The sequence below is a fragment of the Janthinobacterium sp. LPB2021202312-11-4 genome (assembly GCF_037049705.1).
GTDB lineage: Bacteria > Pseudomonadota > Gammaproteobacteria > Pseudomonadales > Pseudomonadaceae > Aquipseudomonas.
Genome location: NZ_JBAGKV010000010.1, coordinates 87,106 through 110,824, shown reverse-complemented (window position 1 = coordinate 110,824; position 23,719 = coordinate 87,106). Strand labels below are relative to the sequence as shown.

25 protein-coding genes are annotated in these 23,719 nt (G+C 60.4%); 19 read left to right on the top strand and 6 right to left on the bottom strand.

The window, feature by feature from the left end; genetic code table 11:
• Positions 1-85 precede the first annotated feature (85 nt).
• The 9 genes from argS to V5E99_RS13265 all read left to right on the top strand — a co-directional run bounded on the left by argS (position 86) and on the right by V5E99_RS13265 (position 10,631).
• On the top strand, positions 86-1,822 hold the full coding sequence (gene argS / locus V5E99_RS13305) for an arginine--tRNA ligase (RefSeq protein WP_499802834.1): 1,737 nt from the start codon (positions 86-88) through the stop codon (positions 1,820-1,822).
• Between the two features lies 1 nt (position 1,823).
• Positions 1,824-2,531 (top strand): SPOR domain-containing protein, encoded by a 708-nt coding sequence (locus V5E99_RS13300; protein WP_499802833.1) that lies wholly within the window; start codon positions 1,824-1,826, stop codon positions 2,529-2,531.
• 252 nt (positions 2,532-2,783) lie between these two features.
• Positions 2,784-3,314 (top strand): ATP-dependent protease subunit HslV, encoded by a 531-nt coding sequence (gene hslV / locus V5E99_RS13295; RefSeq protein ID WP_007899242.1) that lies wholly within the window; start codon positions 2,784-2,786, stop codon positions 3,312-3,314.
• Between the two features lie 54 nt (positions 3,315-3,368).
• Positions 3,369-4,709 carry an ATP-dependent protease ATPase subunit HslU gene (hslU, locus tag V5E99_RS13290; protein ID WP_499802832.1) on the top strand — a complete coding sequence of 447 codons (1,341 nt, stop codon included), beginning with the start codon at positions 3,369-3,371 and terminating at the stop codon, positions 4,707-4,709.
• 129 nt (positions 4,710-4,838) lie between these two features.
• Positions 4,839-5,216, top strand: a complete 378-nt coding sequence (locus V5E99_RS13285) for a gamma-butyrobetaine hydroxylase family protein (protein ID WP_499802831.1) — start codon at positions 4,839-4,841, stop codon at positions 5,214-5,216.
• Between the two features lie 259 nt (positions 5,217-5,475).
• Positions 5,476-7,155 carry a class II poly(R)-hydroxyalkanoic acid synthase gene (gene phaC, locus V5E99_RS13280; RefSeq protein WP_499802830.1) on the top strand — a complete coding sequence of 560 codons (1,680 nt, stop codon included), beginning with the start codon at positions 5,476-5,478 and terminating at the stop codon, positions 7,153-7,155.
• A 147-nt stretch (positions 7,156-7,302) separates the two neighbouring features.
• Positions 7,303-8,157 carry a poly(3-hydroxyalkanoate) depolymerase gene (gene phaZ / locus V5E99_RS13275; RefSeq protein WP_123511108.1) on the top strand — a complete coding sequence of 285 codons (855 nt, stop codon included), beginning with the start codon at positions 7,303-7,305 and terminating at the stop codon, positions 8,155-8,157.
• Positions 8,158-8,271: 114 nt separating this feature from the next.
• Complete coding sequence (phaC, locus tag V5E99_RS13270; protein WP_499802829.1) at positions 8,272-9,954, top strand: class II poly(R)-hydroxyalkanoic acid synthase; 1,683 nt, start codon at positions 8,272-8,274, stop codon at positions 9,952-9,954.
• Positions 9,955-10,013: 59 nt separating this feature from the next.
• The gene (locus tag V5E99_RS13265; RefSeq protein WP_499802828.1) at positions 10,014-10,631 is read left to right on the top strand and encodes a TetR/AcrR family transcriptional regulator; all 618 of its coding nucleotides are present in this window, start codon (positions 10,014-10,016) and stop codon (positions 10,629-10,631) included.
• A gap of 138 nt (positions 10,632-10,769) precedes the next feature.
• Here V5E99_RS13265 and V5E99_RS13260 read toward each other — a convergent pair whose 3' ends face one another.
• The 3 genes from V5E99_RS13260 to V5E99_RS13250 all read right to left on the bottom strand — a co-directional run bounded on the left by V5E99_RS13260 (position 10,770) and on the right by V5E99_RS13250 (position 12,557).
• Positions 10,770-11,624, bottom strand: a complete 855-nt coding sequence (locus V5E99_RS13260; RefSeq protein WP_499802827.1) for a phasin family protein — start codon at positions 11,622-11,624, stop codon at positions 10,770-10,772.
• Between the two features lie 10 nt (positions 11,625-11,634).
• Complete coding sequence (locus V5E99_RS13255; RefSeq protein WP_499802826.1) at positions 11,635-12,057, bottom strand: phasin family protein; 423 nt, start codon at positions 12,055-12,057, stop codon at positions 11,635-11,637.
• A gap of 224 nt (positions 12,058-12,281) precedes the next feature.
• The gene (locus V5E99_RS13250; protein WP_499802825.1) at positions 12,282-12,557 is read right to left on the bottom strand and encodes a polyhydroxyalkanoic acid system family protein; all 276 of its coding nucleotides are present in this window, start codon (positions 12,555-12,557) and stop codon (positions 12,282-12,284) included.
• Positions 12,558-12,712: 155 nt separating this feature from the next.
• Between V5E99_RS13250 and ubiE the strand changes: the two genes are divergently transcribed.
• The 10 genes from ubiE (at position 12,713) to V5E99_RS13200 (ending at position 20,920) form a co-directional block, all read left to right on the top strand.
• A complete protein-coding gene (gene ubiE, locus V5E99_RS13245) occupies positions 12,713-13,483 on the top strand; it encodes a bifunctional demethylmenaquinone methyltransferase/2-methoxy-6-polyprenyl-1,4-benzoquinol methylase UbiE (RefSeq protein WP_007948968.1) in 771 nt (256 codons plus the stop codon).
• Positions 13,483-14,106 carry a ubiquinone biosynthesis accessory factor UbiJ gene (locus tag V5E99_RS13240; RefSeq protein WP_499802824.1) on the top strand — a complete coding sequence of 208 codons (624 nt, stop codon included), beginning with the start codon at positions 13,483-13,485 and terminating at the stop codon, positions 14,104-14,106. The genes ubiE and V5E99_RS13240 overlap by 1 nt, the downstream gene beginning before the upstream one ends.
• Positions 14,103-15,707 carry a ubiquinone biosynthesis regulatory protein kinase UbiB gene (gene ubiB / locus V5E99_RS13235; RefSeq protein WP_499802823.1) on the top strand — a complete coding sequence of 535 codons (1,605 nt, stop codon included), beginning with the start codon at positions 14,103-14,105 and terminating at the stop codon, positions 15,705-15,707. Before V5E99_RS13240 ends, ubiB begins: the two co-directional genes overlap by 4 nt.
• 79 nt (positions 15,708-15,786) lie before the next feature.
• Positions 15,787-16,188 (top strand): phosphoribosyl-AMP cyclohydrolase, encoded by a 402-nt coding sequence (hisI, locus tag V5E99_RS13230; RefSeq protein ID WP_213940145.1) that lies wholly within the window; start codon positions 15,787-15,789, stop codon positions 16,186-16,188.
• On the top strand, positions 16,181-16,513 hold the full coding sequence (locus tag V5E99_RS13225) for a phosphoribosyl-ATP diphosphatase (RefSeq protein WP_150634811.1): 333 nt from the start codon (positions 16,181-16,183) through the stop codon (positions 16,511-16,513). The genes hisI and V5E99_RS13225 overlap by 8 nt, the downstream gene beginning before the upstream one ends.
• 25 nt (positions 16,514-16,538) lie before the next feature.
• Positions 16,539-16,814, top strand: a complete 276-nt coding sequence (locus tag V5E99_RS13220) for a twin-arginine translocase TatA/TatE family subunit (protein ID WP_499802822.1) — start codon at positions 16,539-16,541, stop codon at positions 16,812-16,814.
• Between the two features lie 10 nt (positions 16,815-16,824).
• Positions 16,825-17,277 (top strand): Sec-independent protein translocase protein TatB, encoded by a 453-nt coding sequence (gene tatB / locus V5E99_RS13215; RefSeq protein ID WP_499802821.1) that lies wholly within the window; start codon positions 16,825-16,827, stop codon positions 17,275-17,277.
• Positions 17,274-18,068: a twin-arginine translocase subunit TatC gene (gene tatC / locus V5E99_RS13210; protein ID WP_499802820.1), complete on the top strand. Its 795-nt coding sequence runs from the start codon at positions 17,274-17,276 to the stop codon at positions 18,066-18,068. Before tatB ends, tatC begins: the two co-directional genes overlap by 4 nt.
• Positions 18,065-18,772 carry a 16S rRNA (uracil(1498)-N(3))-methyltransferase gene (locus V5E99_RS13205; RefSeq protein WP_499802819.1) on the top strand — a complete coding sequence of 236 codons (708 nt, stop codon included), beginning with the start codon at positions 18,065-18,067 and terminating at the stop codon, positions 18,770-18,772. Before tatC ends, V5E99_RS13205 begins: the two co-directional genes overlap by 4 nt.
• A 231-nt stretch (positions 18,773-19,003) precedes the next feature.
• Complete coding sequence (locus V5E99_RS13200) at positions 19,004-20,920, top strand: methyl-accepting chemotaxis protein (RefSeq protein WP_499802818.1); 1,917 nt, start codon at positions 19,004-19,006, stop codon at positions 20,918-20,920.
• Positions 20,921-21,079: 159 nt separating this feature from the next.
• Here V5E99_RS13200 and V5E99_RS13195 read toward each other — a convergent pair whose 3' ends face one another.
• From V5E99_RS13195 to V5E99_RS13185, 3 genes are all read right to left on the bottom strand, one after another.
• On the bottom strand, positions 21,080-21,814 hold the full coding sequence (locus V5E99_RS13195; RefSeq protein ID WP_499802817.1) for an amino acid ABC transporter ATP-binding protein: 735 nt from the start codon (positions 21,812-21,814) through the stop codon (positions 21,080-21,082).
• Complete coding sequence (locus V5E99_RS13190) at positions 21,807-22,766, bottom strand: amino acid ABC transporter permease (protein ID WP_499802816.1); 960 nt, start codon at positions 22,764-22,766, stop codon at positions 21,807-21,809. Before V5E99_RS13190 ends, V5E99_RS13195 begins: the two co-directional genes overlap by 8 nt.
• 139 nt (positions 22,767-22,905) lie before the next feature.
• Positions 22,906-23,703: a transporter substrate-binding domain-containing protein gene (locus V5E99_RS13185; RefSeq protein WP_499802815.1), complete on the bottom strand. Its 798-nt coding sequence runs from the start codon at positions 23,701-23,703 to the stop codon at positions 22,906-22,908.
• Between the last annotated feature and the right edge of the window lie 16 nt (positions 23,704-23,719).

The window sequence follows — 23,719 nt, the reverse complement described above, 5'->3', positions numbered from 1 at the left end:
CAAGCACGTCCGGGCCACGGATAATGCCCAGTTTTTCCACTAGCGCATCGAAGCGCCGCCGCGCTTGCGGTCGAAAGAGAACACCATGAAAGACACCATTCGCCAGCTGATCCAACAAGCCATCACCCAACTCGTCAACGAAGGTGTGTTGCCTGAAGGCCTGTCGCCGGCGATCCAGGTGGAAAACTCCCGCGACAAGAAAAACGGCGACTTCGCCAGCAACATCGCGATGATGCTGGCCAAACCGGCGGGCATGAAGCCCCGTGACCTCGCGGAAAAAATCATCGCCGCGCTGCCGGCTGACGAAAACGTCACCAAAACCGAAATCGCCGGCCCGGGCTTCCTGAATTTCTTCCAGAACACCCAGGCCCTGGCTGCACGCCTGGACGCGGCCCTGGCTGACCAGAACGTCGGCGTGCGCAAGGCCGGCCCGGTGCAACGCACGGTGGTAGACCTTTCCGCGCCGAACCTGGCCAAAGAGATGCACGTCGGCCACTTGCGCTCGACCATCATCGGCGACGGCGTGGCCCGGGTGCTGGAGTTCCTCGGCGACACCGTGATCCGTCAGAACCACGTCGGCGACTGGGGCACCCAGTTCGGCATGCTGATGGCGTACCTGCAAGAAAATCCGATCACCAGCGACGAACTGTCGGACCTGGAAAACTTCTACCGCGCCGCCAAGCAACGCTTCGACGAATCCGAAGAGTTCGCTGATCGCGCCCGTGGGCTGGTGGTGAAATTGCAGGCCGGCGATGCCGAGTGCCTGGCGCTGTGGTCGCATTTTCGCGACATCTCGCTGTCCCACTGCCAGGCGATCTACGAACAACTGAACGTCAAACTGACCATGGCCGACGTGATGGGCGAAAGTGCCTACAACGACGACCTGATCAACGTGGTCAACGACCTCAAGGCTGCCGGCCTGCTGGTCGAGAGCAACGGCGCCCAGTGCGTGTTCCTCGACGAATTCAAGAACGCCGATGGCGACCCGCTGCCAGTGATCATCGTCAAGGCTGACGGCGGCTACCTCTACGCCACCACCGACCTGGCGGCCGTGCGTTATCGCAGCGGCGTGCTGAAGGCCGATCGCGCGCTGTACTTCGTCGACCAACGCCAAGCCCTGCACTTCCAGCAAGTGTTCCAGGTCGCACGCCTGGCCGGCTTCGTGACGCACCCGATGGACATGGAACACATGGGCTTCGGCACCATGAACGGCGCCGATGGCCGTCCGTTCAAGACCCGTGATGGCGGCACCGTGAAACTGGTGGACCTGCTGACCGAAGCCAAGGACCGCGCCTACACCCTGGTGAAAGAGAAAAACCCGGAGCTGGCCGAAGACGATTTGCGCAATATCGCCAAGGTCGTGGGCATTGGCGCGGTGAAATACGCCGACCTGTCCAAGCACCGCACCAGCGACTACAGCTTCAACTTCGACCTGATGCTGAACTTCGAAGGCAACACCGCGCCGTACCTGCTGTACGCCTACACCCGCGTGGCCGGCGTGTTCCGCAAACTCGGCAAGGACTTCAGCGAAGTCGAAGGCCAGATCGTCCTCGAAGCCGCGCACGAACATGAACTGGCGGCCAAACTGGCGCAGTTCGGCGAAGTGCTGAACAACGTTTCCGACAAAGGGACGCCGCACATCCTGTGCACCTACCTGTACGATGTCGCCGGCCTGTTCTCCAGCTTCTACGAGAACTGCCCGATCCTCGGCGCCGACACCCCGGCGCAAATGCAAAGCCGTCTGCGCCTCGCCGCGCTGACCGGTCGCACACTCAAGCAAGGCCTGGAACTCTTGGGTCTGGAAACTCTGGAGCGTATGTAAGTTGGCTGCCAAGAAAAAACCTGCACCCAAGCGTGGCGCCAGTCGTTACACCGCTCCTGCAAAGAAACCGATCCCGGGCTGGTTGTGGATGGCCATCGGCCTGACGGTCGGCGCGTTTATCGTGTTCCTGATGAAACTGGAGCCGGGCAAGGGCAGCGACAGCGTCAAGCGCGAGAAGATCGAGCAGCAGAAAGCCACCAAGATCGCCGAGGCCAACAAGACCCCGCCGAGCCCGACGCAACCGGTGAAGCCCAAGTACGACTTCTACACCTTGCTGCCGGAATCGGAAGTGATCGTGCCGCCGGACGCAGTCCCGGAAAAAACCCTGCCGACGCCACAAGTGCCGGTGGTGCCGACCACGCCGGTGACGCCAGAGCAGGCGGCGAAGATCGACACCGCGCGGGCTCAGGCTGCATTGGCCGGGATTACCCCACCTCCGCCGCCACCCGTTTCCAAAGCGGCGCCAGTGACCAAGTTCTTCCTGCAGGCCGGTTCGTTCCGCAAAGAGGCTGACGCCGACAAGGTTCGCGCGCAGATCATTTTGCTCGGCCAGGCGGTGGCGGTTGAGTCCGGCACCGTGAAGGACGAAACCTGGTATCGGGTGCTGGTCGGACCGTTCAGCAACCGCGAACAGCTGACCACGGCACAGAAACAACTGGCGGGCAGCGGGTTTAGCAATCTGTTGTTACAACAACGCCAAAGCCGCTGACCTTCCGCAGCCGCAGCTCCCGCAGGAGACACAAATCCCTGTAGGAGCTGCCGCAGGCTGCGATCTTTTCTGGGATTGCAGGTTTTTTGCCTGGAAAAGATCAATAGCAAGATCAAAAGATCGCAGCCTTCGGCAGCTCCTACGCGCCTCGCACCGCTCGTCCCCTCTCCCGCCCTACAGTTGAAAAAATCTCCACCACCCCCATATGAGTTGGCATAAGGCATTTTCGCCCCGCTGCGTGGAGACTCTCCCTTGACCACCATCGTTTCAGTTCGCCGCCACGGCAAAGTCGTCATGGGCGGCGACGGCCAGGTTTCTCTCGGCAATACCGTGATGAAAGGCAATGCGAAGAAAGTTCGCCGCCTGTACCACGGTCAGGTCATTGCCGGTTTTGCCGGGGCCACCGCTGACGCCTTCACCCTGTTCGAGCGTTTTGAAGGCCAGCTCGAGAAACATCAGGGTCACCTGGTTCGCGCCGCCGTCGAACTCGCCAAAGAATGGCGCACCGACCGTTCCCTCAGCCGCCTCGAAGCCATGCTCGCGGTCGCCAACAAAGACGCCTCGCTGATCATCACCGGCAACGGTGACGTCGTTGAACCCGAAGAAGGCCTGATCGCCATGGGTTCCGGTGGTGGCTACGCGCAAGCGGCAGCCAGCGCCCTGCTGAAGAAAACCGATCTGTCAGCCCGGGAAATCGTTGAAACCGCGCTCGGCATCGCCGGCGACATCTGTGTATTCACCAACCACACCTTCACCATTGAGGAGCAGGACCTCGCCGAGTAAGCCTGTTTCGGCCACGCGCCACGGCTCACTTTTGCCAGAGGACCGCCAATTACTATGTCCATGACTCCCCGTGAAATCGTCCACGAACTCAATCGCCATATCATCGGCCAGGACGATGCCAAACGCGCCGTCGCCATCGCGCTGCGTAACCGCTGGCGCCGGATGCAGCTGCCGGAAGAGCTGCGCGTTGAAGTCACGCCAAAGAACATCCTGATGATCGGCCCGACCGGTGTCGGTAAAACCGAGATCGCCCGTCGCCTGGCCAAACTGGCCAACGCGCCATTCATCAAGGTCGAAGCGACCAAGTTCACCGAAGTCGGCTATGTCGGCCGTGACGTTGAATCGATCATTCGCGACCTCGCCGACGCCGCCATCAAGTTGCTGCGCGAACAGGAAATGACCAAGGTTCGCCACCGCGCCGAAGACGCCGCCGAAGATCGCATCCTCGACGCGCTGCTGCCGCCGGCCCGCATGGGTTTCAGCAACGAAGAATCGACGGCGTCCGCCGATTCCAACACCCGTCAGCTATTCCGCAAGCGCCTGCGCGAAGGTCAGTTGGATGACAAGGAAATCGAAATCGAAGTCGCCGAAGTGGCTGGCGTCGATATCTCCGCGCCACCGGGCATGGAAGAGATGACCAACCAGTTGCAGAGCCTGTTCGCCAACATGGGCAAGGGCAAGCGCAAGAGCCGCAAGCTCAAGGTCAAGGAAGCGCTGAAACTGGTGCGCGACGAAGAAGCCAGTCGTCTGGTCAACGATGAAGAGTTGAAGGCCAAGGCCCTGGAAGCGGTCGAGCAGCACGGCATCGTGTTCATCGACGAAATCGACAAGGTCGCCAAGCGCGGCAATTCCGGCGGCGTCGACGTGTCCCGCGAAGGCGTGCAGCGCGACTTGCTGCCGCTGATCGAAGGCTGCACCGTCAACACCAAACTGGGCATGGTCAAGACCGACCACATCCTGTTCATCGCGTCCGGCGCGTTCCACCTGAGCAAGCCGAGCGACCTGGTACCTGAGCTGCAAGGTCGTTTGCCGATTCGTGTCGAGCTGAAGGCGCTGACGCCGGAAGACTTCGAACGCATTATCAGCGAACCCCATGCATCGCTCACCGAGCAGTATTGCGCATTGCTGAAAACCGAAGGCCTGACCATCGAGTTCCAGGCGGACGGGATCAAGCGCATCGCTGAGATTGCCTGGCAGGTCAACGAGAAAACCGAGAACATCGGCGCCCGTCGTCTGCACACGCTGCTTGAGCGCTTGCTGGAAGAGGTGTCGTTCAGCGCCGGCGATCTGGCCAGCGCCCATGACGGCAAGGTGATCCTGATCGACGCCGACTACGTCAACAGCCACCTCGGCGAATTGGCGCAGAACGAAGACCTGTCCCGTTATATCCTGTAGGTCACCTGTTCCCCTGCAGGAGCTGCCGCAGGCTGCGATCTTTTGATCTTGCCCTTAGAAAATCAAGATCAAAAGATCGCAGCCTGCGGCAGCTCCTACAGGGTGCTCCACCAACACGGACGACCTGCCATGACCCAGTTGCCCACCGACATCAAACTGCACAAAGCCTCGAAAACCCTGTCGCTGAAATACGCGTCCGGCGAGGAGTTTCACCTGCCCGCCGAGTTCTTGCGCGTGCACTCTCCCTCCGCCGAGGTCCAGGGCCACGGCAAACCTATCCTGCAATTTGGCAAGATCGCCGTAGGCCTGAGCAAGGTAGAACCGGCCGGTCAGTACGCACTGAAATTGACCTTCGATGACGGCCACGACAGCGGCCTGTTCACTTGGGAATATCTCTACCAGTTGGGCGTGCGCCAAGAGGACCTCTGGAACGATTATCTTGCCGAGCTCAAAGCGGCCGGCAAAACCCGCGATCCGAGCCAGTCCATCGTCAAGCTGATGCTCTAGGTCAGGCCTCTTGCTCTTTAGAGGGCATTTTCTAATTTCATCTGTTTGAATGCTCCGCTGTGTGGCCGAGGATCGGCCCGCTTGCGAAAAAAATTAAACTCGGGTAACCAATGGAACTGGCAAGTTCCCTGCAGTGCTCGTTGTGTTGAAAAAGCAGCGATGCAGAATTAACGGTCACCCGAGCAGCAGTACCTGGTATTGGTTGTGTGACTACACGGCTGGGCCCGGGTACTCGTCTCAGGACAATGGAGCGTCGTAGATGAGTAACAAGAACAACGATGACCTGAAGTATCAAGCCTCGGAAAACACCCTGGGGCTTAATCCTGTTGTTGGGCTGCGTGGAAAGGATCTACTGGCTTCTGCTCGAATGGTGCTCAGGCAGGCCATTAAACAACCGATTCACAGTGTCAAACATGTCGCTCATTTCAGCCTCGAACTCAAGAACGTGTTGTTCGGCAAATCCGAGCTGCAACCGCCGGGCGATGACCGTCGCTTTGCCGATCCGGCCTGGAGCCAGAACCCGCTCTACAAACGCTATTTGCAAACCTACCTGGCGTGGCGCAAGGAACTCCATGCCTGGATCGACGACAGCAGCCTGTCGCCCAAAGACGTCGCTCGCGGGCACTTCGTGATCAACCTCATGACCGAAGCCATGGCCCCGACCAACAGCGCGGCCAACCCCGCAGCGGTCAAACGCTTCTTCGAAACCGGCGGCAAAAGCCTGCTCGACGGCCTCTCCCATTTGGCCAAAGACATCGTGCACAACGGCGGCATGCCGAGCCAGGTCAACATGGGCGCCTTCGAAGTCGGCAAGAGCCTGGGCGTGACCGAAGGCGCGGTGGTTTTTCGCAACGACGTGCTGGAGCTGATCCAGTACCGGCCCATCACCGAGCAGGTGCACGAGCGCCCGTTGCTGGTGGTGCCGCCGCAGATCAACAAGTTCTACGTCTTTGACTTGAGTCCGGACAAGAGCCTGGCGCGCTTCTGCCTGCGCAACAATGTGCAGACCTTTATCGTCAGTTGGCGCAACCCGACCAAGGAACAGCGCGAGTGGGGCCTGTCCACTTACATTGAAGCGCTCAAGGAAGCGGTCGATGTGGTCACGGCGATCACCGGCAGCAAAGACGTGAACATGCTCGGCGCCTGCTCCGGCGGTATCACCTGCACCGCGTTGCTGGGCCACTACGCGGCGATCGGCGAGAAGAAGGTCAACGCCCTGACCTTGCTGGTGAGCGTGCTGGACACCACCCTGGACAGCGACGTGGCCCTGTTCGTCGACGAGCAAACCCTCGAGGCCGCCAAGCGCCACTCCTATCAGGCCGGCGTGCTGGAAGGCCGCGACATGGCGAAAGTCTTCGCCTGGATGCGCCCCAACGACCTGATCTGGAATTACTGGGTCAACAACTACCTGCTGGGCAACGAACCGCCGGTGTTCGACATCCTGTTCTGGAACAACGACACCACCCGGTTGCCGGCCGCGTTCCACGGCGACCTGATCGAGATGTTCAAGAGCAATCCGCTGATCCGCCCCAACGCCCTGGAGGTGTGTGGCACGCCAATCGACCTGAAGCAGGTCACTGCCGACATCTTTTCCCTGGCCGGCACCAACGACCACATCACCCCGTGGAAGTCCTGCTACAAGTCGGCGCAGCTGTTTGGCGGCAACGTTGAATTCGTGCTGTCCAGCAGCGGGCATATCCAGAGCATCCTCAACCCGCCGGGTAACCCGAAGTCGCGCTACATGACCAGCGCCGACATGCCGCTGAAGGCCGAGGACTGGCAGGAGAACTCCACCAAGCACACCGATTCCTGGTGGCTGCACTGGCAGGCGTGGCAGGCCGAGCGTTCGGGCAAGCTGAAGAAATCCCCGACCGCACTGGGCAACAAAACCTACACCGCCGGCGAAGCTGCGCCGGGCACTTACGTACATGAGCGGTAACTGACACACCTCGCCCCGTAGGAGCTGCCGAAGGCTGCGATCTTTTGATCTTGATTTTTGAAACCAGAATTAAAAGATCGCAGCCTTCGGCAGCTCCTACGGGGGATCGAGGATGAATTTGAGAGAGTGACCCACAGGGCCCGAAGCATGCCGCAACCGTTCATTTTTCGTACCGTCGACCTGGATGGCCAGACCCTCCGCACGGCGGTACGCCCCGGCAAGCCTCACTTGACGCCCTTGCTGATTTTCAACGGCATTGGCGCCAACCTGGAGCTGGTGTTTCCGTTCGTCGCCGCGCTGGACCCGGACCTGGAAGTCATCGCGTTCGACGTTCCCGGGGTCGGCGGCTCGTCGACGCCGAATCGGCCGTATCGCTTTCCGGGACTGGCCAAACTCACGGCACGGATGCTCGATTATCTCGACTACGGACAAGTCAACGTAATCGGCGTGTCCTGGGGCGGCGCGCTGGCGCAACAGTTCGCCTACGACTACCCCGAGCGCTGCAAGAAACTGGTGCTGGCAGCCACGGCGGCGGGCGCGGTGATGGTGCCGGGCAAGCCGAAAGTGCTGTGGATGATGGCCAGCCCCCGCCGTTACATCCAGCCGTCCCACGTGATTCGCATTGCGCCGATGATCTATGGCGGCTCGTTCCGTCGCGATCCTACGCTGGCCGCCAGTCACGCAGCGAAAGTGCGTTCGGCGGGCAAGCTCGGTTACTACTGGCAATTGTTCGCCGGCCTCGGCTGGACCAGCATTCACTGGCTGCACAAGATTCATCAGCCGACGCTGGTACTGGCCGGCGATGACGATCCGCTGATCCCGCTGATCAATATGCGCATGCTGGCCTGGCGGATTCCCAACGCCCAGTTGCACATCATCGATGACGGGCATCTGTTCCTGATTACCCGAGCCGAAGCCGTGGCGCCGATCATCATGAAATTCCTCGAGGAAGAACGTCAGCGGGCGGTGATGCATCCGCACCCGACACCATTGGGCGGCTAATCCGCACAATGTGGCACGGCAGGACGCCGTGCCGCGCAACAACCCGTAACAGCGTCTATGGTGTTCTGGTTCGGTGTGTTTGTTTTTGGCCTGAAGACGAAGGAGTGTTGACTCATGCGCGAAAAACCAGCGACGGGCTCTTTGCCCACTCCCGCCGCCTTCATCAACGCACAAAGTGCGATTACCGGTCTGCGCGGCCGGGATCTGTTATCGACCTTGCGCAGCGTGGCGGCTCACGGTTTGCGCAACCCGGTGCACAGTGCCCGGCATGTCCTCAAATTCGGTGGCCAGTTGGGTCGCGTGCTGCTGGGGGAAACCCTGCACCCGACCAATCCGCAGGACAGTCGTTTTGCCGACCCGGCGTGGAGCCTCAACCCGTTTTACCGGCGTAGCTTGCAGGCTTACCTGAGCTGGCAGAAAGAGGTCAAAAACTGGATCGACGAGGGCAACATGAGCCCGGACGATCGAGCCCGTGCCCACTTCGCTTTTGCCCTGCTCAACGACGCGGTGTCGCCGTCCAACACCCTGCTCAATCCGTTGGCGATCAAGGAGATTTTCAACTCCGGCGGCAACAGCCTGGTGCGTGGCGTCGGTCACCTGATCGACGACTTCCTGCACAACGACGGCTTGCCCCGGCAGGTCACCAAGCAAGCCTTCGAAGTCGGCAAAACCGTCGCCACCACCACTGGCTCCGTGGTGTTTCGCAATGAATTGCTGGAGCTGATCCAGTACAAGCCGATGAGCGAAAAACAGTATTCCAAACCGCTGCTGGTGGTGCCGCCGCAGATCAACAAGTACTACATTTTCGATCTGAGCCCGCAGAACAGCTTCGTTCAGTTCGCCCTGAAAAACGGCCTGCAAACTTTCGTGATCAGCTGGCGCAACCCGGATGTGCGTCATCGCGAATGGGGGCTGTCGACTTATGTTGAAGCGGCGGAAGAAGCGATGAACGTCTGCCGGGCGATCACTGGCGCCCGGGAAGTCAACCTGATGGGCGCGTGCGCCGGCGGGCTGACGATTGCCGCATTGCAGGGGCATTTGCAGGCCAAGCGGCAATTGCGGCGCGTGTCGAGCGCGACTTACCTGGTGAGCCTGCTCGACAGCCAGATGGACAGCCCGGCCACGCTGTTCGCCGACGAGCAAACCCTGGAGGCGGCCAAGCGCCGCTCCTATCAGAAAGGCGTGCTGGACGGTCGTGACATGGCCAAGGTCTTCGCCTGGATGCGCCCCAACGATTTGATCTGGAGCTATTTCGTCAACAACTACCTGCTGGGCAAGGAGCCGCCGGCGTTCGACATCCTCTACTGGAACAACGACAACACGCGCCTGCCCGCCGCGTTCCACGGCGATTTGCTGGACTTCTTCAAGCACAACCCGTTGAGCCATCCGGGTGGTCTTGAGGTGTGCGGCACGCCGATCGATTTGCAGAAAGTCACGGTCGACAGTTTCAGCGTCGCCGGCATCAACGACCACATCACGCCGTGGGATGCCGTGTATCGCTCGACCCTGTTGCTGGGTGGCGAGCGGCGTTTTGTGCTGTCCAACAGCGGCCATGTGCAGAGCATTCTCAACCCGCCCTCCAACCCGAAAGCCAACTTTGTCGAAAGCCCGAAACTCAGCAGCGACCCACGGGCCTGGTATTACGACGCCAAGCAAGTCGACGGCAGTTGGTGGACGCAATGGCTGAGCTGGGTTCAGGAACGTTCCGGGGCTCAGAAAGAAACCCACATGGCCCTCGGCAACCCGAACTATCCACCGATGGAGGCTGCACCCGGCACTTACGTGCGCGTGCGCTGATGCTCACCGAACCACGGCCGACGCAGGCCGTGGCCTGACTCGACCATTAAGAAGACTGGATGAAAACCCGCGACCGGATACTCGAATGTGCCTTGCAGTTGTTCAACCTCAAGGGCGAACCGAACGTCTCCACCATGGAAGTTGCCAACGAAATGGGGATCAGCCCCGGTAACCTCTACTACCACTTCCACGGCAAGGAACCGCTGATTCTGGGCTTGTTCGAGCGCTTCCAGAATGAGCTGGCACCGCTGCTCGATCCGCCGTCCGATGTGGAACTGGCGCCGGAAGATTACTGGCTGTTCCTGCACCTGATCGTCGAACGCCTGGCGCACTACCGGTTTCTGTTTCAGGACCTGTCGAACCTGGCCGGGCGTCTGCCGAAACTGGCGAAGGGCATCCGTAATTTGCTCAATGCGCTGAAACGCACACTGGCGTCATTGCTGGCGCGGTTGAAGGCTCAGGGGCAGTTGGTCAGCGACACCCAGGCACTGGGGCAACTGGTGGAGCAGATCACCATGACGCTGCTGTTTTCGCTGGACTACCAGCGGATTCTGGATCGCGAGGGGGAAGTGCGATTGGTGGTGTACCAGATCATGATGCTGGTGGCGCCGCACTTGCTGCCGCCGATCAAGGCTGCGACTGAACAGATGGCGTTGCAGTATCTCGAAGAGCATTAAGATCAAAAGATCGCAGCCTTCGCCAGCTCCTGCAGGTGCATGCGATTCCCCGTAGGAACTGCCGAAGGCTGCGATCTTTTCATTGCATAAAAAAACGCCCGACCTTGGCAGGCCGGGCGTTTTCTTGAGCCCTGAAAATCAGGACTGACTGGTTGGCGTCGCGGGTGCTGGCGCGGCAGTCGGGGTAGCAGCAGCGGTTGGCGCGGCAACGGAGTTCGTTGTGCTGGCCGCAGCTGCCGGTTTGGCGGCAGCCACTGCTGGTTTCGGCGCGGCGGCTTTTGGTGCTGCCGGTTTTTTCACTGCAGGTTTTTTAGCGGCGGCAGGTTTTGCCGCTGGCTTGGCTGCAGGTTTCGCTGCTGCGGTTTTCGCAGCAGGCTTGGCCGCTGCAGGTTTGGCAGCAGGTTTAGCGGCGGCTTTTGCTGCAACCGGTTTGGCGGCTGGCTTGGCGGCTGCAGGTTTCGCTGCGGCCGTTTTGGCAGCAGGCTTGGCCGCGGTTTTTGCGGCGGGTTTGGCGGCAGCCTTGACCAGCGGTTTGGCCGCAGGTTTGGCCGCTGCGGTTTTCGCCGCAACAGGCGCCACTTTGGCACCGGTGAGTTTTTCGATTTGCTTGGTCAGGGTATCGACCTTGCTGTGCAGCGCTTTGACTTCATTGCGGCTCGGAACACCGAGGCGCGAAATGGCGCTGTTCAAGCGCTTGTCGAAAGCCCCTTCCAGCTCATCCCACTTGCCCAGTGCGCGATCTTTCACGTCACTGATGCGCGACTTGGCCGAGGAAGCGGTGTCCTTGGCGGCGTCGACTTTTTTGCCAACAGCGCTTTTGGTGAGCTTCTCGGCTTTCTCGCCGTCTTTAACCAATGTATCGAAGAGTTTGCTGCCGTCAGTGTCGATCTTCGAATACACGCCTAAACCAGCCAGCCAGATTTTGCGGGAGTAGTCTTCGACCTTCCCGATCCACGAGCTGCCTTCTTTTTCAGTATTCTTTTTACCAGCCATCCCGTTCTCCTTAAGATTTACGCGCGACACGTTCGAGCAATGCCGTCAGCTCATCGAGCTTAGCAGAGAGTGTCTCAACGTCATGTTTAGACGGAATGCCGATACGATTCAAGGCACTTGCGACACGCGAGTCAAAAGCCTTCTCGACCTTGTCGAGTTGAACTTCGACCTTGCCTTTGAAAGTACTCACTTCACTCTTGGCTTCATCGATCTCGGCATTGGCCGCTTCGAGTTTTTCAGCAACGACCTTTTTGCCTTTCTTTTCAACAGTTTGACCAGCCTTGATCAACTCTTGAAAGTACTCGCTGCCTTCCTGACCAACCTTGGTATAGGCACCCAGGCCTGCCAGCCAGATCTTGCGGGCATACGACCTGACGTCTTGCAGAGCGTTAGTCGATGCGTCGATTTTTTTCTTCAAAATAACTTTGGCCATGGTGCACCTCACGCGCAGAAGGGTTGAGGAACTGCCCGCGAAAGTGTCGGGCTCATGCACAAAGTAGGGAGAAAAATTAGAAACGGCACCCTAACAACTGACATAAACAGATGGGGCCCGATGGAAGAGATCGCAGCCTCGTTTCACTCGACAGCTCCTACAAAGGACGGCGGTGTACACCTGTAGGAGCTGTCGAGTGAAACGAGGCTGCGATCTTTCCGGGATCAAGCCAACGCGTTATCAAGCGCCTTTTCGATTTCCGATTTGATCATTCCACTCATGGCCGACATCATCAGGCCCAGCTCCACATCAACCTTGATCGAATCCTCACCGACCTGCACCGCGCCTTTCACACCGGAACGCTTGAGGTTCAGGGTATCCCCGGACCACTGCGGCTCCAGGCCATATTGCTCGGACAGTTTCTGCGCCAACAAGTCGGCTTTCTCGCGGGCCGCTTCCTTGCCCAGGCCGTGGGCACGCTCAACACTAATTCGGGCCATCGAATGACTCCTGTTTTATGGATACTTTCCTGAAGCATCTTGACCGCTGCTGCGGCAAAACGTCCCGGCGGTTCTACATCTTACCTTCAGCCTTGCCAAGACAAAGCAGGCCACCGGGATTAGAATGTCCCGCATTCTCTTCTGGTGACAGCGATATGACTGATCAGCGCAAAGGCAGCGATGCCGAACCCACCACTCACTTCGGTTTCAAAAACGTTCCGGAAAGCCAAAAAGCGGAAAAAGTCGCTGAAGTTTTCCACTCGGTAGCCGCCAAGTACGACTTGATGAACGACCTCCTGTCGGGCGGCATGCACCGTCTGTGGAAGCGTTTTGCGATCGAATTGTCGGGCGTTCGCACCGGTAACCGCGTGCTGGACATCGCTGGCGGCACCGGCGATTTGACCAAGAAGTTCTCGCACCTCGTCGGCCCGACCGGCCAGGTGGTGTTGGCCGACATCAACGAATCCATGCTCAAGGTCGGCCGTGACCGCCTGCTGGACCTCGGTGTGGCCGGCAACGTCGAATTCGTCCAGGCCGACGCGGAAAAACTGCCGTTCCCGGACAACCACTTCGACTGCGTGACCATCGCGTTCGGCCTGCGCAACGTGACCCACAAAGAAGACGCCCTGCGCTCGATGCTGCGCGTGCTGAAACCGGGCGGTCGCTTGCTGGTGCTGGAATTCTCCAAACCGACCAACGCGCTGATGTCCAAAGCCTACGACGCCTACTCGTTCGCCTTCATGCCGTTGATGGGCAAGCTGATCACCAATGACTCGGAAAGCTATCGCTACCTGGCCGAATCGATCCGCATGCACCCGAATCAGGAAACCCTGAAGTCGATGATGGTCGAGGCCGGTTTCGACCGCGTGACCTACCACAACATGACCGCAGGCATCGTCGCCCTGCACCGTGGCATCAAGCCCTGATGTTGCTGGCCGGCCTGCTCGCCAGCGTCGAACTCGGTCTGAACCGGGTGCTGCGCCTCGACAGCACTGCGCTGCCGCGCCTGGCGCATTTGACCGGTAAAGTGATTGCCGTCGATTGCCGCAGCCCGGCGCTGCAACTGTTCATCCTGCCCAGCGATGAAGGGCTGATGCTCGCCTCCCAGTGGGAAACCGGCGCCGACTGCACCTTGCGTGCACCGGCCTCCAGCCTGTTGAAACTGGCGACGAGCAAGGACAAGACCTCGATCCTGCACAGCCCGCAAGTCGAACTCGACGGCGACAGCAGCGTACTGCTGGAACTGGCCGCCGTCCTGCAAGACCTTGAGCTGGACTGGGAGTACGAACTCTCGCGCTGGCTCGGCCCGGTCGCCACGCAACTGGTCGGTGGTCACCTGCGCAGCCGCGCACGTTTTTATCAGCAAGGGTTCGCCAGCCTGAACCAGAACCTTGGCGAATACCTGGCCGAAGAATCGCGCACCCTCGTCGGGCAGCGCGAAGCCGAAGCCCGTTTCAGTGAACTGGACCAGATCAAACTCGATCTGGAACGTCTCGAGGCGCGTTTCGAGCGCCTTTCCCGATCCCTCGACCCAAGCGATAACGCATGAAGCTGCTTGCCGTCCGCCGTTTGTTGCGCATCCAGCGCGTCGTGATCCGCTACCGCCTCGATGACCTGCTGTTCGCCCTGCCGCTGCCCTGGTTCCTGCTGGCGCTGCGCTATGCCTTGCCGTGGCGCTGGTTCCCGCGCAAGACCCTGGACCTGACCCGTGGCGCGCGCTTGCGCCTGGCGTTGCAGGACCTGGGGCCGATCTTCATCAAGTTCGGGCAGATTCTGTCCACCCGCCGCGACCTGCTGCCGGAAGACATCGCCGACGAGCTGATGAAGTTGCAGGACCGGGTGCCGCCGTTCGATTCGCAAGTCTCGATCAGGTTGATCGAAGAACAGCTCGGCAAAAAGATCAGCGAAGTCTTCAGCCGTTTCGATGTCGAACCGCTGGCCTCGGCCTCGGTGGCGCAGGTGCATGCCGCACAACTGAAAACCGGCGAAGAAGTGGTGGTCAAAGTGATCCGCCCGGGCCTGAAACCGATCATCGCCCAGGACCTGGCGTGGCTGTTCATCCTCGCCCGCGCCGCCGAAAAACTCTCGGCCGATGCGCGCCTGCTGCACCCGGTGGACGTGGTCCAGGACTACGAAAAAACCATCTACGACGAGCTCGACCTGCTGCGCGAAGCGGCCAACGCCAGCCAGTTGAAGCGTAATTTCGAAGGCTCGCCGCTGCTGTACGTGCCGCAAGTCTATTGGGACTGGTGCCGGCCGAAAGTGCTGGTGATGGAGCGCATCTACGGGATTCAGGTGACTGATCTGGCGACCCTGGCCGACCAGCGCACCGACATGAAAATGCTCGCCGAACGCGGCGTGGAGATTTTCTTCACCCAAGTGTTCCGCGACAGTTTCTTCCACGCCGACATGCACCCGGGCAACATCTTCGTCAGCACCGTAACCCCGTGGAGCCCGCAGTACATTGCAATCGACTGCGGCATCGTCGGCAGCCTGACCCCGGAAGACCAGGATTACCTGGCGCGCAACCTGTTCGCCTTTTTCAAGCGTGATTACCGGCGTGTGGCGCAACTGCACATCGATTCGGGCTGGGTGCCGGCGGAAACCAAACTCAACGAATTCGAAGCGGCGATCCGGACCGTTTGCGAACCGATCTTCGAAAAACCGTTAAAAGATATTTCCTTCGGCCAGGTGCTGATGCGCCTGTTCCAGACCGCTCGGCGCTTCAACATGGAAGTGCAGCCGCAACTGGTCTTGCTGCAAAAAACCCTGTTGAACATCGAAGGCCTGGGCCGTCAGTTGTACCCGGACCTGGATCTGTGGAACACCGCCCAGCCGTTCCTCGAGCGCTGGATGCGCGAGCGGGTCAGCCCGAAAACCTTGATCGGCAACGTGCAGAGCCAGTTCGAACAACTGCCGCACCTGGCCAACATGGCCCGCGACCTGCTCGAACGCATGTCCCAACCCCACGCCTACGACCCGCCACCACCGTGGCATCGACGCAAGGATGACTGGTTGCTGCGCCTGCTCGGTTGCGCGCATCTGGCCGGCGGCACGATACTCGCCGCCGGTGGCCCGCTGAACGAACTGGGGCATTGGCCGGCCGGGATCATGGTGGCTGTCGGCTTGTATCTGGTCGTTCGCCGATAGCCAGAGCTCCCGCGCGCTGGCACACTGTTTCAACGCCTGCCCGACTAATGAAGTGTCGGGCCCGCTGTCGGAGTCGAAGATGAAAAACTGGCTGGACGAGATCAAGTGGGACGCTGACGGATTGGTGCCAGCGATTGCCCAGGATCACAAGACCGGGCGCGTCCTGATGATGGCCTGGATGAACCGCGAAGCGCTGGAACTGAGCGCTGCCGAGAACCGTGCCATCTACTGGTCGCGTTCCCGTGGCAAGTTGTGGCGCAAGGGTGAAGAGTCCGGCCACGTGCAGACCCTGCATGAGATGCGCCTGGACTGCGACGCCGACGTGATCATCCTGATGGTCGAGCAAATCGGCGACATCGCTTGCCATACCGGCCGCCAGAGCTGCTTCTACCGCGTCTTCGAGAACGGCGACTGGAAAATCGTCGACCCGGTCCTGAAAGACCCGCACGCCATCTATTCCGCAGGACACACCCATGAGTGACACTCTGACCCGTCTGGCCGAGGTGCTGGAAGCGCGCAAAGGCGCCGCTGCCGACAGCTCCTACGTCGCCAGCCTGTACCACAAGGGCTTGAACAAGATTCTGGAAAAAGTCGGCGAAGAGTCGGTCGAAACCATCATTGCCGCCAAGGACGCCGCCATCAGCGGTGACTGCAGCGACGTGATCTATGAGACCGCCGATTTGTGGTTCCACAGCATGGTGATGCTCGCCCAACTGGGGCAGCATCCACAGGCTGTGCTCGATGAACTGGACCGTCGCTTCGGTCTGTCCGGACACGTCGAGAAAGCCTCGCGTCCGTCCGCCTGAACAACTATTAGAGAGGAGCAGCAACATGGGCATTTTTGACTGGAAACACTGGATCGTCATCCTGGTTGTCGTGGTGCTGGTGTTCGGCACCAAGAAACTGAAAAACCTCGGCACTGACGTCGGCGAGTCGATCAAGGGCTTTCGCAAAGCCATGAACGATGAAGAGAAACCGGCCGACCCGAGCGTAACCCCGGCCCAACCGGTGCCACCTGCTCAACCAACGACCTCGCCTCTGAACCAGCCGCACACCATCGACGTGCAGGCACAGAAAGTCGAAGAGCCGATCCGCAAAGACGTGTGAGCACTGACTAATGTTTGGTATCAGCTTCTCTGAACTGCTGCTCGTCGGCCTCGTTGCCCTGCTGGTGCTGGGCCCCGAGCGTTTGCCGGGCGCTGCGCGCACCGCCGGTCTGTGGATCGGACGGTTGAAGCGCAGCTTCAACGCGATCAAACAGGAAGTTGAACGTGAAATCGGCGCCGACGAGATTCGTCGGCAACTGCACAACGAGCACATTCTGTCGCTGGAGCAAGAGGCGCGGAAGATTTTCACGCCGACCCAGCAGGAAGCCACGCCGGTGCAACCGGTTGAACCGATGCTGGAGCAGACGATTCACGCGCCGGGCACCGAATCAGTGCCAACCATGGGCGCTGTCGAGCCGACGCCTGTGGTTGTCGCACCAACACCTGTCGAACCTGTTGCGCCTGCCGCCGTGCCGACCACGCCGGCTCCTCACGACCCAACATTGCCGCCGCGAGCCCCATGAGCGAACTTCCTGAAAACGACCAGCACATGCCGCTGGTTTCGCACCTCACCGAGTTGCGTACCCGCCTGCTGCGCTGTGTAGCGGCGATTTTCATCATCTTCGCCGGGTTGTTCGCGTTCACCCAGCAGATCTACACCTTTGTCTCGACGCCCCTGCGAGCGTACCTGCCCGCCGGCGCAACGATGATCGCCACCGACGTGTCGTCGCCGTTCCTGACGCCGTTGAAGCTGACCATGATGGTCTCGCTGTTCCTGGCGATCCCGGTGATCCTGCATCAGATCTGGGGCTTCATCGCACCAGGCCTGTACAAGCACGAAAAACGCATTGCCGTGCCATTGCTGGTCTCCAGCATCCTGTTGTTCTACACCGGCATGGCGTTCGCCTATTACCTGGTGTTCCCGCTGATCTTCAAGTTCTTCGCCGCCGCCACCCCGGCGGGCGTGGAAATGATGACCGACATCACCAGCTACCTCGATTTCGTCATGACGCTGTTCTTCGCCTTCGGCGTGGCGTTCGAAATTCCGGTGGCCGTGGTGCTGCTGGTGTGGATCGGCGTGGTCGACGTCAAATACCTGAAGAAAATCCGCCCGTACGTGGTCATCGGCTGCTTCGTGGTCGGCATGATTCTGACCCCGCCGGACATCTTCTCGCAGACGCTGTTGGCCGTACCGATGTGGTTGCTGTTCGAAATCGGCATCCTCTTCGGCAGTCTGGTCAGCAAACGTGGCGAGCATCCGGACGATCAACCGGCTGACGATCACAACGACCAGCCGCCAGCGACCCAGCCGTGAACCTGCTGCTCCTCGAAGAGGCCGATTTTATTGCGGCTGACCGGGTGATCCTGCGTGATCGGCGGTTGAAGCACATGCAGGAAGTTCACCGCTGCGAAGTCGGTGACAGCATGCGCGTCGGCCGGATCGGCGGGCTGATGGGGTCGGCCGAGGTGCTGCGCCTGGACGCCGATGAAGCTGAGTTGCGCGTCGTGCTCGATCAACAGCCTCCGACCAAGCTGCCGCTGACCCTGGTATTGGCCCTGCCACGCCCGAAAATGCTGCGCAGGGTGTTTCAGACCGTGGCGGCCATGGGTGTGCCACGCGTGGTGCTGGTGAACAGCTACCGCGTCGAGAAGAGTTTCTGGCAAACCCCGTTTCTGGAGCCCGAGGCGATTCGCGAGCAGTTGATCCTCGGTCTGGAACAGGCCCGGGACAGCGTGCTGCCGGAGGTCGTCATCGAGAAGCGCTTCAAGCCGTTTGTCGAAGATCGCCTGCCCCCGATCACCGAAGGCACCCTTGGCCTGGTCGGCCATCCCGGCCACTACCCGCCCTGCCCCCGTGGTCTGGACGAACCGGTCACCCTGGCCATCGGCCCCGAGGGCGGATGGATTCCTTACGAAATCGAGTTGCTGGGCAAGTCCGGCCTGCAACCGGTGCAACTGGGCGATCGCATCCTGCGGGTCGAAACCGCCGTCACCGCGCTGCTCGCCCGCCTCTTCTAACCCAAACACGCCCCCCCGTAGGAGCTGCCGAAGGCTGCGATCTTTTGATCTTGGCAATCGTGAAGTCGATGAAGATCAAGATCAAAAGATCGCAGCCTTCGGCAGCTCCTACATAAAGCAGCGTTCCGTCAGGTAAACCGCATCGCGAACACGCTTGGCGCCTACAGAATTCGACCAGCCAGCCGATACAGTCCTCATAAAACCAACTTGTGGTCCGAGGGGATTAGCAGCATGTACCGTTGGCTAGCCGAGAAACTGGGAAACGTAAGCGTTAATCGCAAACTGGGTGTCGGCTTCGGTCTCGTCCTGCTCCTGACTCTACTGATCACCTTCACCGGCTGGACCGGATTGACCGGTGTCATAAACCGTGGCGACAAGCTGGGGTTCATTGCCAGTCTCAATGAGCTGACCAAAGACCTGCGCCTGGCGCGCCTGGACTACGAAATGCGCCGTGGCGAACAAGGCCCTGGCGTGGTCAACGACTTGCTGGGCCAGCTCGACGCCGGCCTGCAAACCGCGCGCAAGTTGATCGAACAACCCGACGACGTGGCGATGATCGACCAACAACTGGCGGCCGTCAGCCAATACAAACAAGCCTTCATCGCCATGACCCAGGCCGGCGTCAATCGCGAAGACGCCCGCAGCAAACTCGGCGCCACCGCCGACAACGCCGTGGCCAAAGTCGCTGAAGTCGAGAAATCCCTGCTGCAAGGCGACAGCGTCGCCCAGTTCAACAGCGTGATCGACCTGAGCAAACTGATCCAGCAAGCGCGCTTCCAGGTGCGCGGCTATACCTACAGCGCCAAGACCGAGGCGGAACAGCCTGCGCTGGACGCCATCGACAACGCCCTGAAAAACCTCGAGACCCTGCCGGCCAAACTGCCGGAACAGCATGCTGCCAACCTGCAAACGGCCACTGACTCGCTCAAGGCCTATCGCGCCGCCGTCAGCCAGTTCCGTGACTCCCAAGTGGCCAGCGCCGCCGCGCTCAAACGCATGGCCGAGCAAGGCGACATTCTGTTCGACATCAGCAAAAAACTGACCCGTTCGCAAACCCTCGTCCGTGATACCGATGCCGCCCAGGCCAAGAACCTGCTGCTGATGGCCACCGTTCTCGCCCTGGCCTTCGGCTTGCTCGCGGCGTGGGCCATCACTCGCCAGATCGTCATCCCCCTGAGCCAGACCCTCAAAGTGGCTGAGCGCGTCGCGGCGGGCGACCTGACCCACAACCTCACGTCCCAACGTCAGGACGAACTGGGCCAGCTCCAGCGCGCCATGCAGAGCATGACCCTGGGCCTGCGCGAGTTGATCGGCGGCATCAGCGAAGGTGTCACGCAAATTGCCAGCGCTGCCGAAGAACTGTCCGCCGTCACCGAGCAAACCAGCGCCGGGGTCAACAGTCAGAAGGTCGAGACCGATCAGGTCGCCACCGCCATGCACGAAATGACCGCCACGGTGCAGGAAGTCGCGCGTAACGCCGAGGAAGCGTCCGAAGCCGCTGTCGCTGCCGATCAACAGGCTCGCGAAGGCGACAAGGTGGTTGGCGAAGCCATCGCCCAGATCGAACGCTTGGCCATCGAAGTCGGCAACTCCACCGTCGCCATGAGCGATCTGAAGCGCGAAAGCGACAAGATCGGCAGCGTGCTCGACGTGATCAAGTCCGTGGCGCAACAGACCAACCTGCTGGCGCTCAACGCCGCCATCGAAGCCGCCCGTGCCGGTGAAGCGGGACGTGGTTTTGCGGTGGTCGCCGACGAGGTCCGCAGCCTGGCCCAGCGCACCCAGAAATCCACGGAAGAAATCGAGGAGCTGATCGTCGGCCTGCAAACCGGCACCCAGCAAGTGGCGACCATCATGGACAACAGCCGCACCCTGACCGACAGCAGCGTCGAACTGACACGCCGGGCGGGTGGCTCGCTGGAAAGCATCACCCGCACGGTGTCGGCGATTCAGTCGATGAACCAGCAGATCGCCGCAGCCGCCGAGCAACAGAGCGCCGTGGCCGAAGAGATCAACCGCAGCGTGCTGAACGTGCGTGATGTGTCCGAGCAGACCTCGGCGGCGAGTGAAGAGACAGCGGCGTCCAGCGTTGAGCTGGCGCGGCTGGGTACGCATTTGCAGATGCTGGTGGGGCGGTTCAAGGTTTAACGCGATTGCGTGACCTCGGTTCGCTTTGGACCGAGGTGATGCCATTCGCGAGCAAGCCCGCTCCCACAGTGGATTTTCGGTCGAGCACAAAATATGTGTTCACCGAAAATCCACTGTGGGAGCGGGCTTGCTCGCGAAAGCGATCTGACAGACCCGTGATTAAAGAACCTGGCGCAAAAACGCCTGCGCCCGTGGGTCTTTCGGCGCATCGAAGAATTCGGCCGGCGAGGCGTCTTCCAGCAATTTGCCGTGATCGAAGAACAGCACCCGATCCGCCACTTCCCGGGCAAAGCCCATTTCATGGGTCACGCAAACCATGGTCATGCCTTCCACGGCCAGGGTTTTCATCACGTCCAACACTTCACCGACCATTTCCGGGTCCAGCGCCGAAGTCGGCTCATCAAATAACATCACCTTCGGCTCCATCGCCAGCGCCCGGGCAATCGCCACGCGCTGTTGCTGGCCGCCGGACAAACGTGACGGGAACTCGTTGGCCTTCTGCGCAATCCCGACCTTCTCCAGCAACGCCAGGGCTTTGGCCTCGCGCTCTTTCTTGCCGCGCTTGCGCACGACCTTCTGGGCCAGGCAGAGGTTTTCCAGCACGGTCATGTGCGGAAACAGGTTGAAATGCTGGAACACCATGCCGACTTCCCGGCGATAGGCGTTCACATCGGTTTTCGGGTCGGCCAGTTGCAGACCGTCGATACTCACCGAGCCCGAATCGAATTCCTCCAGGCCATTGAGGCAACGCAGGAACGTCGATTTGCCGGAACCGGACGGGCCGATCACCACCAGCACTTCGCCCCTGGCCACGTGGGTGGACACGTTATCCACCGCACGCACCACCTGGCCACGGGTGTCGAAGACTTTTACCAGATCGCGGACTTCAATCACTTTGCGCGAGCCTCCGCTCAAGCCGACTGGCGATTTTCGACAGCGGCAGGTTGATCAACAGGTACAACCCGGCCACGCAGAACAGGATTTCGAACGGCGAGAACGAGGTGGTGATGACTTCCCGGCCGCTTTTCAGCAGTTCGGTAATGGCGATTACCGACACCAGCGAGGTGTCTTTCACCAGACTGATGAATTGACCGGCCAGCGGTGGCAGCACGCGTTTCAAGGCTTGCGGCAGCACCACATGACGCATCGACTGGCCGGCGCTCAAACCGAGAGAACGCGCCGCTTCGTTCTGGCCACGGGCAATCGACTGCACGCCGGAACGGATGATCTCGGCCACGTAGGCACCGGTGAACAGCGACAGCGCGGCGATCCCGGCGAACTCCCGGGACAGGTTCATCACCGTGCCGATGAAGAAGTAGAAAATGAAGATCTGCACCAGCAGCGGCGTACCGCGCACCAGTTCGACGTAGATAGTCGAGAGATCACGCAGGGTCGGGTTGTTCGACAGCCGGCACAGGCCCGTCGCCAGGCCGATCAACAGCCCGAGCACGCCCGACACCACGGATAGCCACAACGTGGTCCACAGGCCCCACAACAGCGGGCCGGCGGCCCAATGGCGGGTGACACCGATGACGTCGCCTTCCGCCACGTCATCGCCCTGGGCGACTTGCAGGCTGTTGTCGTCGACAGTCAGGTGTTGCTCGTCGCCGGCGTCGTTGCGCAGGGTGACTTCAGCCTTGTCGCCCTTGCGCACTAATTCGCTGACCGTGGAAATATCGGCGGCGCGCTGGGACTCTTCGGCGTGGTAGGCGAAGTATTGCGGTACGCGATTCCAGCGCCATTCGTAGGCCATCAGCGAGGTGGCGTAATACAACGCGCCGGCCAGGCCGATCAGCACTAGCGCAGTGAGCAGGTGCCAGGGCAGTTGGGATTTTTTCTGTTTCATTTGCGTTGAATGTTCCGAATTCTGTGTCGCCTGGGAGGCCGTCTTCGCGGGCAAGCCTCGCTCCTACAGGGGAACGCATTCCAATGTAGGAGCGAGGCTTGCCCGCGAACAGGGGCGACGCGGTCTAGCTGACCGAGCCTTATTCCATGTCCTTGAGCCAGGCGGTGTCTTTGAACCACTTGTCATGGATGCGATCGTAGGTGCCGTCTTCGTGGATCTGGTGCAGGAAGTTGTTGATGAAGTTGAGGCTGTCGTAGTCGCCCTTCTTCAGGCCGAAGGCCAGCGGCTCGTAGGTGAACGGCTTGTCGAGGAACACCAGTTTGCCGGCACCGACCTTGTTCACCGCGACCACGTTGTACGGCGCGTCATAGATGAACGCGTCGGCCTTGCCGTTGACCACGTCGAGCACGGCTTCCTGCTCGTTGTCGTAGCCGTGGTACTTGGCTTTGGCAATCAGCTTCTTGGCGACCATCTCACCGGTGGTGCCGAGCTTCGACGTGATGCGGTACTCATCGGTGTTCAGGTCTTTATAGGACTTGATGGTGCCTTCCAGCTCCTTGCGGATCAGCAGGGTCTGGCCGACCACGATGAACGGTTCGCTGAAGTTCAGGCGCAGGTTGCGTTCCTGGGTCAGGGTCATGCCGCTGCCGATCATGTCGAACTTGTCGGTCATCAGGGCCGGGATGATGCCGTCGTAGCCGGTGGACACCAGCTCCAGCTTGACGCCCATGGCCTTGCTCATGGCTTTGAGAATGTCGACTTCGAAACCGATGATCTCGCCGCGCTTGTTGGTCATTTCGAATGGCATGTAGGTCGGGTCCATGCCGACTTTGAGCGTGCCGCGCTTGACCGCGTCATCGATGGCACCGGCCTGCGCCGCGTTGACTGCAACCCATGCCGTGACGCCGACCAGCAGCATCGACAGATACTTCTTCATCATCAAGTCCCCAAAA

What these genes read in the sequence shown, in the direction of transcription:
- phaC (WP_499802830.1), top strand. Translation starts at nt 5,476, where the DNA reads ATGAGTAACAAGAACAACGATGACCTGAAGTATCAAGCCTCGGAAAAC.
- ubiB (WP_499802823.1), top strand. Translation starts at nt 14,103, where the DNA reads ATGAAGCTGCTTGCCGTCCGCCGTTTGTTGCGCATCCAGCGCGTCGTG.
- V5E99_RS13255 (WP_499802826.1), bottom strand. Translation starts at nt 12,057, where the DNA reads ATGGCCAAAGTTATTTTGAAGAAAAAAATCGACGCATCGACTAACGCT.
- argS (WP_499802834.1), top strand. Translation starts at nt 86, where the DNA reads ATGAAAGACACCATTCGCCAGCTGATCCAACAAGCCATCACCCAACTC.
- V5E99_RS13185 (WP_499802815.1), bottom strand. Translation starts at nt 23,703, where the DNA reads ATGAAGAAGTATCTGTCGATGCTGCTGGTCGGCGTCACGGCATGGGTT.
- V5E99_RS13240 (WP_499802824.1), top strand. Translation starts at nt 13,483, where the DNA reads ATGTTGCTGGCCGGCCTGCTCGCCAGCGTCGAACTCGGTCTGAACCGG.
- V5E99_RS13265 (WP_499802828.1), top strand. Translation starts at nt 10,014, where the DNA reads ATGAAAACCCGCGACCGGATACTCGAATGTGCCTTGCAGTTGTTCAAC.
- phaZ (WP_123511108.1), top strand. Translation starts at nt 7,303, where the DNA reads ATGCCGCAACCGTTCATTTTTCGTACCGTCGACCTGGATGGCCAGACC.
- tatB (WP_499802821.1), top strand. Translation starts at nt 16,825, where the DNA reads ATGTTTGGTATCAGCTTCTCTGAACTGCTGCTCGTCGGCCTCGTTGCC.
- V5E99_RS13250 (WP_499802825.1), bottom strand. Translation starts at nt 12,557, where the DNA reads ATGGCCCGAATTAGTGTTGAGCGTGCCCACGGCCTGGGCAAGGAAGCG.
- hslU (WP_499802832.1), top strand. Translation starts at nt 3,369, where the DNA reads ATGTCCATGACTCCCCGTGAAATCGTCCACGAACTCAATCGCCATATC.
- tatC (WP_499802820.1), top strand. Translation starts at nt 17,274, where the DNA reads ATGAGCGAACTTCCTGAAAACGACCAGCACATGCCGCTGGTTTCGCAC.
- phaC (WP_499802829.1), top strand. Translation starts at nt 8,272, where the DNA reads ATGCGCGAAAAACCAGCGACGGGCTCTTTGCCCACTCCCGCCGCCTTC.
- V5E99_RS13225 (WP_150634811.1), top strand. Translation starts at nt 16,181, where the DNA reads ATGAGTGACACTCTGACCCGTCTGGCCGAGGTGCTGGAAGCGCGCAAA.
- V5E99_RS13220 (WP_499802822.1), top strand. Translation starts at nt 16,539, where the DNA reads ATGGGCATTTTTGACTGGAAACACTGGATCGTCATCCTGGTTGTCGTG.
- V5E99_RS13285 (WP_499802831.1), top strand. Translation starts at nt 4,839, where the DNA reads ATGACCCAGTTGCCCACCGACATCAAACTGCACAAAGCCTCGAAAACC.
- V5E99_RS13190 (WP_499802816.1), bottom strand. Translation starts at nt 22,766, where the DNA reads ATGAAACAGAAAAAATCCCAACTGCCCTGGCACCTGCTCACTGCGCTA.
- ubiE (WP_007948968.1), top strand. Translation starts at nt 12,713, where the DNA reads ATGACTGATCAGCGCAAAGGCAGCGATGCCGAACCCACCACTCACTTC.
- hisI (WP_213940145.1), top strand. Translation starts at nt 15,787, where the DNA reads ATGAAAAACTGGCTGGACGAGATCAAGTGGGACGCTGACGGATTGGTG.
- V5E99_RS13200 (WP_499802818.1), top strand. Translation starts at nt 19,004, where the DNA reads ATGTACCGTTGGCTAGCCGAGAAACTGGGAAACGTAAGCGTTAATCGC.
- V5E99_RS13260 (WP_499802827.1), bottom strand. Translation starts at nt 11,624, where the DNA reads ATGGCTGGTAAAAAGAATACTGAAAAAGAAGGCAGCTCGTGGATCGGG.